15 protein-coding genes and 2 pseudogenes are annotated in these 14,126 nt (G+C 58.2%); 7 read left to right on the top strand and 10 right to left on the bottom strand.

All coding sequences use genetic code 11. The features are described from left to right. Positions 1-188: 188 nt before the first annotated feature. The 6 genes from NKI64_RS17900 to hxsB all read right to left on the bottom strand — a co-directional run bounded on the left by NKI64_RS17900 (position 189) and on the right by hxsB (position 8,386). The gene (locus tag NKI64_RS17900; RefSeq protein ID WP_352669113.1) at positions 189-2,315 is read right to left on the bottom strand and encodes a ParB/RepB/Spo0J family partition protein; all 2,127 of its coding nucleotides are present in this window, start codon (positions 2,313-2,315) and stop codon (positions 189-191) included. A 374-nt stretch (positions 2,316-2,689) separates the two neighbouring features. Beyond that, entirely contained in the window at positions 2,690-4,402 is a 1,713-nt protein-coding gene (locus NKI64_RS17895; protein WP_352669111.1) for an amidohydrolase family protein, read from the bottom strand. A gap of 72 nt (positions 4,403-4,474) precedes the next feature. Next, positions 4,475-4,750, bottom strand: a complete 276-nt coding sequence (locus NKI64_RS17890) for a hypothetical protein (RefSeq protein ID WP_352669109.1) — start codon at positions 4,748-4,750, stop codon at positions 4,475-4,477. Between the two features lie 599 nt (positions 4,751-5,349). Further along, positions 5,350-5,883, bottom strand: a complete 534-nt coding sequence (gene hxsA / locus NKI64_RS17880; RefSeq protein WP_352669104.1) for a His-Xaa-Ser repeat protein HxsA — start codon at positions 5,881-5,883, stop codon at positions 5,350-5,352. Next, a complete protein-coding gene (gene hxsC, locus NKI64_RS17875) occupies positions 5,880-6,980 on the bottom strand; it encodes a His-Xaa-Ser system radical SAM maturase HxsC (RefSeq protein WP_352669102.1) in 1,101 nt (366 codons plus the stop codon). Before hxsC ends, hxsA begins: the two co-directional genes overlap by 4 nt. After that, positions 6,977-8,386 (bottom strand): His-Xaa-Ser system radical SAM maturase HxsB, encoded by a 1,410-nt coding sequence (gene hxsB / locus NKI64_RS17870; RefSeq protein ID WP_352669100.1) that lies wholly within the window; start codon positions 8,384-8,386, stop codon positions 6,977-6,979. The genes hxsC and hxsB overlap by 4 nt, the downstream gene beginning before the upstream one ends. A 520-nt stretch (positions 8,387-8,906) precedes the next feature. On the opposite strand from hxsB, the gene NKI64_RS17865 reads away from it, so the two are divergent. From NKI64_RS17865 to NKI64_RS17855, 3 genes are all read left to right on the top strand, one after another. Continuing rightward, the gene (locus NKI64_RS17865; protein WP_352669098.1) at positions 8,907-9,227 is read left to right on the top strand and encodes a hypothetical protein; all 321 of its coding nucleotides are present in this window, start codon (positions 8,907-8,909) and stop codon (positions 9,225-9,227) included. After that, a complete protein-coding gene (locus NKI64_RS17860) occupies positions 9,224-9,514 on the top strand; it encodes a hypothetical protein (protein WP_352669096.1) in 291 nt (96 codons plus the stop codon). The genes NKI64_RS17865 and NKI64_RS17860 overlap by 4 nt, the downstream gene beginning before the upstream one ends. 574 nt (positions 9,515-10,088) lie before the next feature. Continuing rightward, the gene (locus tag NKI64_RS17855; RefSeq protein ID WP_352669093.1) at positions 10,089-10,343 is read left to right on the top strand and encodes a hypothetical protein; all 255 of its coding nucleotides are present in this window, start codon (positions 10,089-10,091) and stop codon (positions 10,341-10,343) included. On the opposite strand, the gene NKI64_RS17850 is transcribed toward NKI64_RS17855, so the two are convergent. Together NKI64_RS17850 and NKI64_RS17845 are read right to left on the bottom strand one after the other, a co-directional pair. Then, positions 10,344-11,000, bottom strand: coding sequence for an SOS response-associated peptidase (locus NKI64_RS17850; protein ID WP_352669418.1), 657 nt, complete (start codon positions 10,998-11,000; stop codon positions 10,344-10,346). An 18-nt stretch (positions 11,001-11,018) separates the two neighbouring features. Continuing rightward, positions 11,019-11,561, bottom strand: a pseudogene (locus NKI64_RS17845) (ATP-dependent DNA ligase); the annotation flags it as partial. Between the two features lie 101 nt (positions 11,562-11,662). Here NKI64_RS17845 and NKI64_RS17840 point away from each other — a divergent pair. The 4 genes from NKI64_RS17840 (at position 11,663) to NKI64_RS17825 (ending at position 12,782) form a co-directional block, all read left to right on the top strand. Beyond that, the gene (locus NKI64_RS17840) at positions 11,663-11,863 is read left to right on the top strand and encodes a Y4oE-related protein (protein WP_352669091.1); all 201 of its coding nucleotides are present in this window, start codon (positions 11,663-11,665) and stop codon (positions 11,861-11,863) included. Between the two features lie 279 nt (positions 11,864-12,142). Next, positions 12,143-12,301, top strand: a complete 159-nt coding sequence (locus tag NKI64_RS17835) for a hypothetical protein (RefSeq protein ID WP_352669089.1) — start codon at positions 12,143-12,145, stop codon at positions 12,299-12,301. 13 nt (positions 12,302-12,314) lie between these two features. Further along, positions 12,315-12,509 carry a hypothetical protein gene (locus NKI64_RS17830; RefSeq protein ID WP_352669087.1) on the top strand — a complete coding sequence of 65 codons (195 nt, stop codon included), beginning with the start codon at positions 12,315-12,317 and terminating at the stop codon, positions 12,507-12,509. Positions 12,510-12,554: 45 nt separating this feature from the next. Continuing rightward, a complete protein-coding gene (locus NKI64_RS17825; protein ID WP_352669084.1) occupies positions 12,555-12,782 on the top strand; it encodes a KTSC domain-containing protein in 228 nt (75 codons plus the stop codon). 257 nt (positions 12,783-13,039) lie between these two features. Here NKI64_RS17825 and NKI64_RS17820 read toward each other — a convergent pair whose 3' ends face one another. After that, the gene (locus tag NKI64_RS17820; protein ID WP_352669082.1) at positions 13,040-13,495 is read right to left on the bottom strand and encodes a VOC family protein; all 456 of its coding nucleotides are present in this window, start codon (positions 13,493-13,495) and stop codon (positions 13,040-13,042) included. A gap of 364 nt (positions 13,496-13,859) precedes the next feature. Continuing rightward, positions 13,860-13,949: pseudogene (locus NKI64_RS32145) on the bottom strand (enoyl-CoA hydratase/isomerase family protein); the annotation flags it as partial. Positions 13,950-14,126 lie beyond the last annotated feature (177 nt).

The raw sequence follows: 14,126 nt of genomic DNA, 5'->3' as shown, positions 1-14,126 counted from the left end.
ATAGTGACGATACATCTTCTCTGATGGTAACGCCCTGTCCTGTTGGGCAATGGTGTCTCATGCCAAGATCATCAGCTTCTCATTGCTGCCGTTCTTAGGTCGAGGTCCTTGGCCGCGCCAATGGCGCGGCCGGAAAATTCTCCAACAGAAAGATGGCCGGAATCGCACGGCGGCTCCGGCCATCGCGCTTACTCGGCGGCGATGTTGAAGGGTTCGCGCCCCTCGGCTAGGGCGCTGCTGTCGGCGAGCGTAGCGTTCGTCGTGTCCGGCTCGGGGTCTTCGGACTCCAGTTCAGCAACCACGGCCGATCTGGCGTCACCTTCCTCGTCTTGCCGCTCAGCGAACACCGCAGGTTCTGGGGTTCGCAAGACTGCGGGCAGCCATCCGGTCCCGGCGAGCAACTGCTCGGCGACTTCCGCCATTGGCTGCTTTTTCAGGTCCGACAGCCTGTCTGCCGCCTCTTCGCTGGCAGCTTCGCGCACGGCGTCGAGGATATGTGCCTTGGTGATACGCCCGAGATACGTCCGGACGGTCGGCGTCCAATGCGCCGTCATGTCGAGGTTGACCGCCGTCGCCAGCCTATCCGCAGTCGCATGGGCGCGGGGCTTGCGCTCCCAAGGCTGCTTTACGGCATTGACGGTAAGCGAGGCGCAATGGGCGAACATCGCTATGACGCTTGCATGGTCGAGTGAGGCGATGAAACCCCACAGGTCAGCCACATCGCGAGGCATGTCCGCAGCCCACCCCGCATGTCGATCCGCCAGTGCCTTGCCCGCCGCCGTGTCCTCGATGCCGTCCGCATGACCGGCGAGATAGACGCTGGTTGGCCGGATTTCGAGGCAGTGGGCTTCCGCACCCTGGTAGAAGGTCTGCGCGGCAAGAGTATGGGTAACCGCGACAAGGGCGATGTCCGGCTGTTCGCCAAGCGCAAGGCGAAGCCCAAGCGTCCGATGAGCGGTCAAGTCGCGAATGAGAAGGTCCGACAACGGCTTGCCGTCGTCCTCCGCTTCTTCATCGTTCCCGCCAACGGATTCCGAGCCATTGCCGTCTTGGATGATCTCGCCATCGTCATTGGCGGCGTAGTCCTCACCTTCTGGCCGCGTTTCCGCTTCCGATCCCGCTTGCTCATCCTCGGCGCGGATGAAACCACGTTCGATGCGGGCCGTTCCGTCATGGGAAAGCACGACGAACACACCGCCACGCGAAACAATATCAGGATCGTAGGCATGACGCAGCGCGTCGATGCGCTCGATCTCAGCTTCAGGCTTGCCGAAGCTTTGATCGACATCGTCCGGTAGTTCCTCGGCGCTATCCCATTCCTTCGTGAGCCGGTTGAACTCGTCGGATGCCGTTGCGTAGGCGGCTTTATCTTCTTCCGACAAATCCACTGGCTGTGGGTAAGTGCGCCGCAAGCCGTTTGCGTGCGGGTAGTCGATATGAACATCCGCCCATTTCCAGCCCTCAGCCTGCCTGACGGTTTCGGCGATACCTTGCAGCTTCGCGATCACCAAGCGGTCAAGCAACGCGGCATCCTCGTAGAAGCCGCCGCGATCCTCCGTGAACAAGTCTCGGAGGATGGCGCCTCCGGCTTCGAGGTAGGCTTCCGCGCCGATGAAGATGGCGCGGCGGTCGGTTGCCGCAACATGCGTCCGCGTTAGCTCGCGACGGATGATGTAGGGCTCGCGATTGTACGCGAGGTTGTCGAAAACGTGCTCCTGCCGGGCGTGATCGTCGGTGATGGCGAAGGCCATCAGATGGTCGAGGGTCAGATCGCCATCGCGGTAAACCTGCATCAGCTTGGGGCTGACCGCGCCCAACCGCAGGCGCTGCCGCACAACATGCGCGGTAATGCCGAAGCGGGCGGCGATTTCCTCCGCACCCCATCCGCGTTCCTCGTGAAGCTCGCGGAACGCCTCAAACTGATCGGCAGGATGCATCGCCTCGCGGGTGATGTTTTCGTCCAGGCTGATCTCATGCGCATCGTTCACGGTATCGACCACGCAGCGGATCGGCTCGGTCTTCTTGATCTGCTTGCGCTTCGCGCGCAACAACTGCGCCAGCCTGCGGCCTTCGCCGATGCTGACAAAGTAGAAGCCGGTTTCCGCACCCTCGCCGTCAAGCTCGGGCTCTATCACTAGGTTTTGGAAGATGCCTTTTGCGGCAATGCTGGCCGCGTAGGCTTCGATGATTGCCTCGCTGTGTGGGGTCTTGCGTGCATTGCGAGGCGACTTCTTCAGCTTGTTCAGCGGAATGAAAACCTCCGTGCCGTTCTCGCTGGCAGTTGCGGTCTTCGCTCTCGTTTCATTGGTCGACATGGTTCTGGTCCTTTCCCGTTACATGCCGAAGGCATGCCCCTCGGCATGCCTTCCGGGGGCGCGTGAGCGCGCGGCAGAGAGGGGGGCGAATGCCGGCGAGCGGAGCTGGGCTGCGCGTCGAGCGGGGCGGACAGGATCAGGTCAGGCGATGGGGATTATTCGCCGCCTTGCGAGCGGGCGGCCTCGCTCTGCCGCAGGCGGCATTTGCGGGGGAGAGATGGCTGAGACCATCTCTCCCCCGTTTGCCCTCATGGGGACAGATAAATGACCTGACCGACCGATAAACAGCTTCCGACAGTATGCTAAGAGACACGTTTCCGGTTGGCCTTCCCAGGCCGGACGGTGAACGACAGAAGGATAATCGTCTTAGCTTGCTAGCGCACGAAAAGACCTGCCAAGAGCGGTATGTTCACCGAGGGTAGGCGAGACTCATCAAGCCCATTTTTCCGATAGTATGCGAGGAGACGGTTTCGCCCTCGGCTGCCGCGCTCAAGCGGAAGAAAGCGCATCGCGTTACGTCGGAAAATCTTGTCGCAAGCATCTTCAGACAGATGGCAGTCCGTCCGCAGGAAGGCGTTGATGCTTTTAATGTAGTGGTCGTATCCGGCTTCCTTCCCCAGCATGATCCAATCGCTCCCGAAGAGGATGTGGTCGCAGCCGGGGTCAAATTCCGCCAACCAGCGTCTGAAGGAGGAAGCTAGTGACTTCCTGACATCAGCCCTGGCCGTCAGAACTTCGGAGAAATAGCTGATATCGGCAACCACATTCTGCTGCGGCTGAGACTTGATAAACTCACCGAGCCGCCACTCCCAACTGCCCTCGGGCAAAGGCATATTTTCGCGGCCAGCAGACCGGGCATCGAAACCGCCAAAATGTGCGAGGCAGACCCGCAATGTCGGAAACTTCTGAAAAACTGAAATCCAGTAAGCGGGATCACCCCGTTTTGCATAGTCAGGGCCAGAGCCATTCGACGCATAACCATGGGTAAGGATTGGAGCATCAAGCTCGACGCACAAACGGTATAGATCGCGAAGAGCTGCATCCAGCTGCTTACTCGGCACAAAGCCCAAGGCCTTGACCGTTCGCACAGGATAAGGCGGCTCGTTGTCTGAGGCGCGAAATCCCATGGGCGGATAAAGTTTCGCCCCGACAAACCCGTGCTCGGTTAGGGCAGTGCGAACTGTCGTCAGCGAGCTAACGGGGCTTTTACCTGCGCGATAGGCAACCTCTCGCAATGGGTCAAACCCCATGTAGCCATGAAGCACAGACCCGCTCTTTGCCATTCGTTGCGAGATGCAATCCATCACGACCATCTGCCTCGGCAGGGGTGAGGAATCGACGTCCTCATAAAGCCATTCGTCATAGTCCACCAAAGCGGGGGTCAGCATGATTGGCCGGAAACCCTGTCGTACCGTGTCCGTTACAAGCCGTTCCACCAACACATGCCGATAAAGCCGAAAGAGGCTGAACCAATTCAGGTAATGCCCAACGGCATCTGTGCGACCAAACGCTTGTTGGCTTGCTGAACGGGCGCGTGCTGTTGAAAGAGGCTCGTTCGCGCGAAGAGACTTCATAGGCTCCCCGAGCAAATAGTTTAGGAATTTTTCCTCCGGCAAGGGCGATCGATTGGTTAGGTCAGAAGACCCTGCCGCAATGACTGCACGTCTCCCTTTGCGATCGAGAAACAGCAGATGCTGCGTAGTATCCTCGATAGCTGCTGCACGTGCCTTCGCAGCGGATAGCGCCGTTGGCATGCCCCGTCGGCCGGTCCTCAGGTACGCAATCTCTTGGTCGGCACTTGGCGCCTTGTCAGCTCCGAGCAGCCGCAGGATGAGCTGAATGAACTCGTCGGTGACATCGGGATCACGGACCGCCAGGATTCGGGCCGCTGATTGCTTTGGAAAGTCCTCGAAGACGACCTGCCTGAGGAAGCGCGTTGCTGGCAGATCGGAAGCGTTGAAGACGTGGCAGTGAGCATCGATTAAGGGAAGGCCCCGACCCAGCTCGGATGGGCTTTCAGGCGTACAACCTGCAGCGATCGCAACTATAGACAAAGACGTCTGTTTCAAAAAATCTCGACGATCCATTGAACCCCCACTCTGCAGCGCAACTGTTCTCGCCTTACGATTGACGCGCTTCTCGGCACTTTACCTTTATGGTCAATCGTCAATTTCTTCGCCGTCGTCATTTTCATCGGATCCTCGAGAAGGGTCTTCAACGTAGGTCTGACAGCCTTCGTTGAAGGATTGGCTGTTCGAACTACAATTGCTCTCGTCGCTGATCTGATTCTGTTCAGCCCAATCGTAGCCTGCCTTGTGGCCGGAACAGTCGTCGGTGCATTCATTGCCACCAAAAGTCTGCTGTGCGAGTGTGGGCGTTGATATCGCGGCGGTTATCACCACCGCCGCTAAGATTGCAAAACGTCGAATCTTCATTCGGATTTCTCCGTGTGTGTGCTTGGTTCACGCGGAATTCTTGTTCTCTTCGCCAACGTGTGGACGGACACGGCATCCCGGCCCACCGGGCCTACCGCCCGCTCTCGATAGAACACAAATTCGTAGCCGCATTCTTCCAGGATCGTACGAACCAACCCCGCATGCGGTAAAGACACCCAGTTGCCGCCTTGTCCTCCGAACGTCTGTAGATAAAATGCTCCGTCTTGAGCCGGGATTGTAGCTGCGCGTTCCACCACACGCCTAGAGTAGTAGTCAACGATTACAACTCCTCCAGCCACCCCCTTGCGAACAGGCCACTCGTCGTTTTCCAAGTCACACTGCACGAGGTGCGCTCGGCCCGGATTCCGGCAAGCGACCACATAGAGATCAAGCATGCGTCGGGCAAAGTGCAATTTGGACTTCTCTATATCAATGCCAATCACATTTCGACCTAACGACAGGAAAAGGGCAAAATGCCTGCCCTCTCCGCATGCGAGGTCGACAATTGGCCCAGATCTGGATTGTGCTATTTGCCTCGCTACTTTGGCGAGCTTCGGCGACGGGTCGGACCACGCCGATTGAAGCGGTTTGGCCATCGATCACTCCGCAGTGATTCGCAAAGCATTCAGTGTTTCGGGTGTGATTGTACCTGTGACTTTTAGGTTGTAGTCGGACTGCATTTTTAGCAGACCAGCCCTCATTTCCGGGCTCATCTTGCCGTCCAGTTCGCCATTGTAGTAGCCGAACGAGAGCATGGCGAATTGGACCTGAAGAACGATTTCCTTGAATTTGTTGGCGTTGCCGGGAAGCACCACCAAAGGCGCCGGCGCAGTCGCGGGCGCCTGGTAGGTCGGTGCTTGATAGACCGGTGCCGGCGCCTGATAGACGGGCGCTGGAGGCGGGTAGTAGGTGCCGCCCGCTGACGATCGGTGGCTACTGTGGGAACTATGACTGCTGTGGCTGCTGTGTGAGCTGTGGCCCGCCAAAGTGAATTTGTGATCCAGCTTAAAGATATCGAACAGCGATTTTGTTTTGCCACCATCGCTAGGTGGCGCAAGCGGCATTGCGACGCTTTCGATTGGCATGAACCCGGCAGCGAGCAAAGATGGGATCGTGAAAAGCCGCTTTTTCATGCGACACCAAACCTTTCGTATCCATGGGCCTTCGGATGCCATTCGAAGAAACCGCCGCACTCGGCCCGGAGACTACAGTCGGCACAATCTGAGACGTAGGTTCGCTTCCAGTCGGAGATCGTCGAAGGTGCAAAGGTCCGATAATTGGGAGGAACTGTGCAGAGCGGAAAATTGTAGAGCTTGGTCTCGATCCCGCGGCTGACGGCAAAATCCAGGGCCTTGCCGACCACGTCGAAGCCCCTGGAACTGTCGTAGAATAACGAGCTCCAATTCTGTCGACCGTAGCCGATGTTTTCGAGCTGCATGATCGCCCATTTGTTCACGAACGGCAGTGCGGTCGTCACAAATTTCGCCTGGTCAAACAGCTTGGGAGCATTGGGTTTCATAAGCACTGTGCGCAGTTCAATCTTGGCGCCAGCCTCGCAAAGAAGCGACAGGCTTTCCCTGACCTGGGCGAACGCACCTGGTTTCCCCACGATACGGTCGTGAACTTCTTGATCGCTCGAGTAAACAGGGATGCCCCAAAGGATGCGGGTCAAATCCAGACGACGAAGTTTAGCTAGGTCATGACGATCAAAATGCTGGGCATTGGTCAAGACGTGAAAATCGATGTCGCGACGAGCCAACATCGTTCTCTCTAGAAACTCAAACAGCTCCGTTTTGAAGAGCGTGGGCTCGCCTCCCGATATGCCGATGGTCGAATCTTCTGGCGACAAGAGCACGGCTGTTTCGAAGAATGGAAACATGTCTATGTGCTGCTTCTTCGGCGGCTGCGAACACATCACGCAGAGCTGATCGCACCGTTCCGTGATCAAGAGCGTGTTGTGTCGGGAATTCGCACGGATGAGGCGGTGCGCCGTCCCTCGCCAGGGCACGACAAACATCACATCACCATTCACCTCACTCGGATCGACACCAAAGAGACGAAGCTTGCCCATCGCGCCTGTGAAGTTAGCGGTGTCGGCGCTGGCGCTCTCCAACGCTGCGTCCAGCGAACCGGTATTGCTGCGGTCCTCCGACAAACCTTCGAACGACCTCAGGCGAACAACGTAGGGATCCACGACATCGGTTTCGATTTTGAGACGAAGCGGGATCATACATGCACTGGGATCATGTGATCCCCCCACAATGGCACGCGGGCCCAACTGGCTAGCGACTGCGTCGCCGCGTCATCGCGGCGATTGATGACCTCGACGACCTTGTCGAAGAGCGAAATATGCCTTTTGCAGAACCACGTCTCAGTGCGAGCCAGGTCGACGCGTCCGTCCCGTGACAGGTCATCGACGACGTCAGTTCCGCAGAAAGGTTGATAGACGCAGTGGATGCAGTCGGCGTCGAAGTTGTTGATCGACGATTGGTTCAGAAGCCGCACTTTGGTCTGATCGACCCCCTCGACAACCGTGCCAATCGACAGATCAACCCTTCCTATGCGCGAGAGCATCCGAGCTTCATCCGTCGGGTACAACTGCCCATCGTGATCGACGACGATGTAGTCCGAGGCGAAGAAATTTGGATTGCGCAGGTCGACATGGTCATCGGTTCCCGATCTGAGAAACCGACGCAGACACTGGCTGAAATAATATTCTTCGACATATCGGCCGGTGCGGTGATTGCGGTCGATAAGGTGGTCGATGAAATCGGAATGAAGCGCGTTCCATTTTGCTATTGAATTTGGATCGCTCTTTCGACGCCGCGCAAAACCTTGGTGGTTTATTGGCCGCAGATAGATCGATAGGATTCCGTGCCGCTCGAAATTATCGACCAGGTCGTTGAAATCTGGCGGCGCATCAACGTCTATCGTCGGCAAAGCTGAAACCTTGCCGGGGCCAAGGCGACGCACAGCCTCTGCCAGGTTGCCAAAGAACGTGTCGGTGACCAGAGGATCATGTGTGCGCTGACGCGTGTGGGTCTCGTGATTTCCGTCCAGCGAGGTGCTGACGAATGTGTCCGGCTGGTCAAGGAACGTCCACTCTCGCTCGCCCAACCGCTGCAAATTTGTGCAGACAACAAACTGGCTGTTCGGAAACTTTGAGCGGGTGAAAGCGCGAACCTGCTCAAGTAGGTCGGTCCGAAGCAAGGGTTCTCCGCCCTGAAACTCGATCTTGATCTCCGGACCTTTCATCGCGTCGATAAAGCCGAGCACGGCCCGCAATGTTTCATCATTCCAGTCGAAGCCCGGCGCGGTCTCCGGGGCGCGCGAAACCTGGCAATAGCCGCAGGTCAAATTGCAGCGAAGTGTGGGGACTAAGATAAGGTAGGACAGGTCTTGCTGCTTCGACTGCCTGCGTGCCCATCGATAGGCAAATGACGCCCAGTCGGGATCGCCTTCGCGTTCGAACGTCTGACCGTTTTCGCGGAGAAAATGGCGATCTGCAACGGACAGAGCGTCGCCTGCGTACCTCGCTAAAAAGTCCCGACTTCCCGAGAAGAATCCACCGGCATCATCGGCGAACAGAAATTCGCCGTTTGGGCGCTCTCGAAACTTAAGCGGCCAAATGTTCATTTCGCAGTGACCGCAGTGATCAACGCCTGTCGAAGCGGAAGGGTCTCGACGTAAATCTTTTCTCGATAGACCGTGTGCAGAACGCTCTTACGCACGTCGTCCAAATGGTGGGGCGGCAGAGAAGCTACCTCTATGCCCTCGGCCGATACTGAAAAGCGAAGTGACGGATACTGCACCTGAACGCGAAGCAATGCCCCTTCCACAAAACTTCGAAAGTTCTGTGGAATCTCGATTGTGACCCGCTCTAGATTGCTTTCTCCCACCCCGAAAAAGGCCCTCCAGCCCTTCGGCACTATACTTCATATTTCCGGTTCTGACATCAATGCAATTCGACTTGGGCGGATTTGCCAGTTGATCCTGGCCGACCGCATCGGTTGATGTTCAGCGATGAGCAAATCTGGTTCGGATCTGGTAGATGGGCGGTGGGGAGCACTCGAAGCTTGATATCCGGTACCCCGGCGCTTGATATCTAGGTACGCCGCCGATCGCCGAGCGAAGTTGCTTTGGCAGCCGTCGGCAGGTGAACGGCACCGAGGCCGCGAGGCTTGCGCTTGCACACCGTTTCCGCAATCCTGATGAAATGCGACGTTGGTTTACTGGGTCCGTGCTGACCGTGGCAAAAGAACGGTTGGCTCAAAAGCCTTCCGCCGCTGCGCAGGAATGGAAGCTGCTGTCGACGACTGCTGACGCCGAAGCTGTTCTCAAGACGTACTACCCGCCGCAGGAGTTGGAACGGCAGCGTGAGAATACGAGGCGGGCGACCGACCACGCCACCGCCTACATCGCCGCTGAGTTGCAAAAAGCAAAAGAGCGCCGAGAACGGCGCGACAGAAAACGATGACCCGCCCGTCCTTTGCCGAAGACCTTGAAAGTGCCGCGGATCGCATAGGGGACATCTCGCGGCCGGACCTGCAGATCATCCTTCGTCGCGCAGCGTTGATGCTCAGGAACGTTGCCGGCGTGTCCCTTGAGCCGGCGACTGAGGATGCGCTCAACAGCATAGCTGCTGAGATGAAGGTGGGCCGATCGGAGGTCATTCAGATTGTGTTGCGTGAGTGGCTGGAGACGAACGCCTATCTGCCGGTGCGCATGGTTGACGAGGAGAGCGAAACCGACGGTAGCGCATAGTGGCGGAGACGGCGTCCTTATTCGCTTTCCAGACGACGCGCCGCTGCCTCCTTGATCTCGGCGTTGGCGACCGTCGGCGCTCTATGTAAGACGGCGTATAAACCGCAGTCCTGCGCGCGTCCTCGACAGTGGACGTTTGTCGCACGTAGGACGGAGGAAATTCGCCCCCGCCGCGGGCGGTGAACGGGACAGCCGTAGGAGCGTCAGCATAGCGCCGGCCGCAGGACGGGACGCGGGACCGACTGTCCCCGTCCGCGGTGGTCCGCATGTTTTGCGTCGAAGCCGACCGGCGGAGATCGCGCGTGTTCCCGGCTCTCGACAGTCCGGCCGCTGATCGGCGACGATGCGATAGGATTGTCCAACCCAGCGCCGAGTTGGCCTGGACGAATTCGATGAGGTCTTGCATCCGTTCGCCCCTCAATTGCGTGGCAGCTTTGAATTGCGGCCGAGATGGAAATGTCGAAGCGCGATTTGGTGAAGACCATCATTGGCGGCTGGCTAATTGCCAACGCCTTTCTGCCGGTGCCGTACGCACTCGATGATGACAGCGCCACCGACGGAAGTGCATAGTTCAATGACCGACAACGTCTTGCCCGAACAGAAAAAACCCAAGCTGATCGTTGTCGTGGCCTTCGACCGCGGAGAAGACGGCGATCTCTTCACTGCGTACGGCCCGACCGATCAACAAAGCGAGGATCGCGCGATCTGCACTGCCAAGGGACTGGCCTCCAATCATCTCGGCGTTATCGCCTGGAGCCGTGATGCCGACCCTGCGCTAGGCCCGCCCACGACGCTATTCGTCAGCGGCGACGTTCCCGACATGGAATGATCAAACGTCGAACAGGTCGGTTGGTCCCAAACCTATCCTGTCGATGATGTCGGGCGTGTTGTTGCGCGGGCTGCCGACCTTGCTGTCGATCGGCCACATCGTCATCAGATCGGACGGGAATGGCTCCATCAAGTCGTGAGGATCCTGCTCCGGCCCAAGCCAGCGCATGTAGTCCTCCGGCGCCAGGATGACTGGCATGCGGTCGTGAATGGTCGCCATCAACTCGTTCGGCTCGCAAGTGACAATGGCAAAGGTGCGGATAAGCTCATCAGTCACCTTGTCGGCATATTCTTCCCAGATGCCGGCCATCGCGAAGGGCTCCCCCGATTTCATTGCGATGGCGTAGGGCTGTTTTTTCTTCCCCGAGGCATCGAGCTTGTGCCATTCGAAGTATCCGTCGACCGGCACCAGGCAGCGCCGTGAGGCATAGGCCTTCCGGAACAGGCCATTGGTCGAGACGGTTTCGCACCGCGCATTGACGGGAGGTGGTCGCCCACCGCCGTCGCGCGCCCAGCCGGGCACAAGGCCCCACTTTGCCGAGACGAAGCCAGCCATGCTTGTCGACAGCTCTTCGCGGATAATGATCGGGTAGGTTAGGCTAGGCGCACCGTTCCAGATCGGGAAGGAGTTGCCGAGCAAATCGTATTCCTCCACCATGTAGCTTTTGACCTTCAGCCAGGCGGTCGACCGGCCGCTGCGGTATTTGCTGTCGCGGCGTTTGGATACCATACCCTCAATGCCCGCCTCGTCGATCAGGTGGAATATGGCTTTGGCGTCACCAGGCAGCGCTTGGCTGAACTGGATGCGATCATCAGGCAGGACGATGCCTTCCAGGATTTCGCGTCGGTCCTCGAGATCCATGTCCCGCAGATCGTGGCCATTGAGGTGAAGTAGGTCGAAGGCGACAAAGTAGAGATCGTGCTGGCGTCGTGTGATGGCCTTGCGCAACGCCTGATAGTCCGAAAGGCCGGCTTCGTTGAGAACGACTATTTCGCCGTCGATGATGGCATTCTCAACGCCAAGGCGCTTCGCGACGCCGGCCAGATCCCTGTATTTTGCCGTCCAATTGTGGCCGTTGCGCGTGAAGATGCGCACGTCGCGATCGATGATGATCTGGCTGCGGTAGCCGTCGAACTTGATTTCGTGAATCCATTCCTCGCCTTCAGGAGGCTTCTCGACAAGGGTCGGCAGCAAAGGCTCGACGAACTTCAAACGCATGAAACGCACCCACAACCCGGCGATTCAATTAGCTTGCGCTAAAAAGGTTCCCAAGGGGCAAAGAGCGTCTTAGGCTCGGAACTCACACTGGAAGGCTCGCAATGCGGAGCGCTGATCTTGCCGCTTTGAGGATTGCCGATCTCGTCGACCGAGATGAGGCCGCTCAAGCTGCGATCGAACTCTATGGGATGGAAGCGCCGACCGCCGTGGCGCACAGCGCTTTAGAGGCGCATTTCGACGGCCGACCAGATGACTACCGCTTTTGGTGCGATGTCTTTCACCAACTGAGAAAACCAAACTGACGGAACTTTACCAGAGCAGCCGTGTTCGATGGGGATGACAAGAATTGTCGACCTTGGTCCACCGATGCCCGGCAAGCCACACGAGCCGAACGGGCACGACCATTTTCACACGTGCGCAATTTGCGGCCAGCAGGTTGACCGCCGCGATTTCCGCCAGGTGATGTGGCACGAGCAGCCGGATCACGAGCCCTTGGAGTTGGACCAGTGAAGTGGGTAAGGCCTCACGCTAAAACGACCAGCGCATCATCGGACCTGTGCCCCTACGAACTCGAATTCTTCATGGAAAAGCATGGCCTGTCGAAGGATACGGCGGAAGTGATCCTGCACACCAATGGACCATCTCGCGCGCATTCCGACTATGCGGCGGAAGCCTTTCTGCGCTTCAAGCGGCTTCGGGAGAACAGGCAGAAGCCGCCGGCGCCGAGCATCAAAGGGTAGCTAGGAGCGCACTTTGCCGAAATATCACGTTGAGGAAATGGAGGGCGAAACCGTGACGGCTACCCACATCGTCAACGCCACGACGCCGATCAGGGCAGCACGGGACGCTACCGAACGGAACGTCACGCTGCGCACAAGCGAACCCATCTGGATCAGGGTCACCGACGAAAAACGTGGCCACATTTTCGAATACAGCTTTAGCCTGTAGATAGCCGGCTCGGCCGATGGCTTTGGCTGAGTTTTGGGACACACGATGCCGTCGACCTCCATACGCAAGTTCGATTATGACACGAATACCAAGGTTCTTTCGGTGTGGTTTGTGGCCAGCGGGAAACACTACGAGTTCTTGGACGTGCCGGTTGAGGCCTATGCTGCATTCAAATCTGCCTTTGCAAAAGGTCGCCATTTCAACAACCACATCCGCAATCGTTATGCATTCCGGCTCGCGGAAGGCACGACAGCAGGCCAGTCGGGCGATTGACACAATTTCGGATCCGAAGCCGCCCAAGTCACCCCGGGAAAGAAGGCGCGGGCCCGACCCTTGCCGTCCGGTCGACAGCGCGAAGGCATCCATTGCGGACCGCTGCAGATGAGCGATCTTCGCTGTCCGAACCCCAGGCGAAATACTACGCGCCGGGCTCCGGACCGCTCGGCCCCGCGCCGACAAACCCCTCGCTGTACAGCCCAGCAATCTATAGTGAAAAGCGGATCTTTGCGGACTGGTGCGTCCTTCCAAGGCTAACCGTAAACGACACCCGGCTTACTCTGACCCACTTCGATGATGTAGCCGTCTGGATCGCGAATGTAGCAGCGAGTCTCGCCGTACTTTTCCATCGGCTCCGTGATGAATTCAGCGCCCCGGGCTTGCCAGCGTTCATAGCAACCGTGGATGTCAGCAACGCGGATGTTCATGAAGCTGCTGAATGAATCAAGATCGCGGGGAACACCGAGCGTCACCGACGGTTTGTCAGGTGTGGGGCCGCCCCCGATGTTGATGATGAGCCACGTGTTGGCGATCTGGATGTAACCCGGCGCGCCATTGCTATCGCCCAGGCTCAGGATGCGGCCTCCGAAGACCATCTCATAGAATCGTGCCGAGCGTCTAATGTCGGCGACTGTCAGAAAATGCGCGACAATAAAGCCGTTGTGCGGGGGCATTTCATAGATTTCATCCTCAACACGTACTTGGGCCATCCGCGACTCCTATTGAGAGAGTTTTCAAAGTCTTCCCGGGCCGCCACGGCGCGCGCCGACAGGTTTAATGTGGCTTCCCTGATACGGGTTTTAAGTTGGCCTTTGGTATCGATCCGTCTCTGAGCCGGCGCGGGCGACGCCTTGGCACGCCGAGAACCTACTCGATAGGGGTCCTGCGCCGCGCATCAGAGCGAGAAGGGCGAAGGTGGTGGTGCGGGCCTTACCCCTTGGCACTTCGCGTCGCCTCTTCAATCGTTACGGATACTTTCGTCCTATGACCTCAGTGCCGGATTTGATGCGCGCCATGAAAGGGGCATCGTGGCCTGCCTGGCTCGGCAGATTGCGGTGGCTGTAGCCGAGATCTTTCGCTGCCGACGCCCGACGCCCGGCCACGGATCGAGACGATCGACAGGACCGCCGCCCGGCTCAGCCGCACGAAAAGATCAGGCAGTGCGGTACGCGGCCGGACGTCAGAACGCGCGCTAACTCCGGTCCCGCGTCGGAGCCAAAGATATTGTAGGGCAGCCGATCGATCGTCACTCGACAATAGGCCGGGTGACACGTGTGATACGGAACTGCTTACCGATCCGCTGGCTTGGTATCGGAGAAGGTGCGGACGCCTGCCGCCGAT

The sequence above is a fragment of the Mesorhizobium sp. M0478 genome (assembly GCF_040321305.1).
Taxonomy (GTDB): domain Bacteria; phylum Pseudomonadota; class Alphaproteobacteria; order Rhizobiales; family Rhizobiaceae; genus Mesorhizobium.
The sequence above is the reverse complement of the archived record's forward strand: the minus strand, read 5'-3'. Positions and strand labels throughout refer to the sequence as shown.

Coding starts and splice junctions, on each gene's coding strand:
- hxsB (WP_352669100.1), bottom strand. CDS start 8,386: ATGAACATTTGGCCGCTTAAGTTTCGAGAGCGCCCAAACGGCGAATTT.
- NKI64_RS17895 (WP_352669111.1), bottom strand. CDS start 4,402: ATGGATCGTCGAGATTTTTTGAAACAGACGTCTTTGTCTATAGTTGCG.
- NKI64_RS17855 (WP_352669093.1), top strand. CDS start 10,089: ATGACCGACAACGTCTTGCCCGAACAGAAAAAACCCAAGCTGATCGTT.
- NKI64_RS17825 (WP_352669084.1), top strand. CDS start 12,555: ATGCCGTCGACCTCCATACGCAAGTTCGATTATGACACGAATACCAAG.
- NKI64_RS17850 (WP_352669418.1), bottom strand. CDS start 11,000: ATGGTGGAGGAATACGATTTGCTCGGCAACTCCTTCCCGATCTGGAAC.
- hxsC (WP_352669102.1), bottom strand. CDS start 6,980: ATGATCCCGCTTCGTCTCAAAATCGAAACCGATGTCGTGGATCCCTAC.
- hxsA (WP_352669104.1), bottom strand. CDS start 5,883: ATGAAAAAGCGGCTTTTCACGATCCCATCTTTGCTCGCTGCCGGGTTC.
- NKI64_RS17890 (WP_352669109.1), bottom strand. CDS start 4,750: ATGAAGATTCGACGTTTTGCAATCTTAGCGGCGGTGGTGATAACCGCC.
- NKI64_RS17840 (WP_352669091.1), top strand. CDS start 11,663: ATGCGGAGCGCTGATCTTGCCGCTTTGAGGATTGCCGATCTCGTCGAC.
- NKI64_RS17820 (WP_352669082.1), bottom strand. CDS start 13,495: ATGGCCCAAGTACGTGTTGAGGATGAAATCTATGAAATGCCCCCGCAC.
- NKI64_RS17835 (WP_352669089.1), top strand. CDS start 12,143: ATGGAAAAGCATGGCCTGTCGAAGGATACGGCGGAAGTGATCCTGCAC.
- NKI64_RS17900 (WP_352669113.1), bottom strand. CDS start 2,315: ATGTCGACCAATGAAACGAGAGCGAAGACCGCAACTGCCAGCGAGAAC.
- NKI64_RS17860 (WP_352669096.1), top strand. CDS start 9,224: ATGACCCGCCCGTCCTTTGCCGAAGACCTTGAAAGTGCCGCGGATCGC.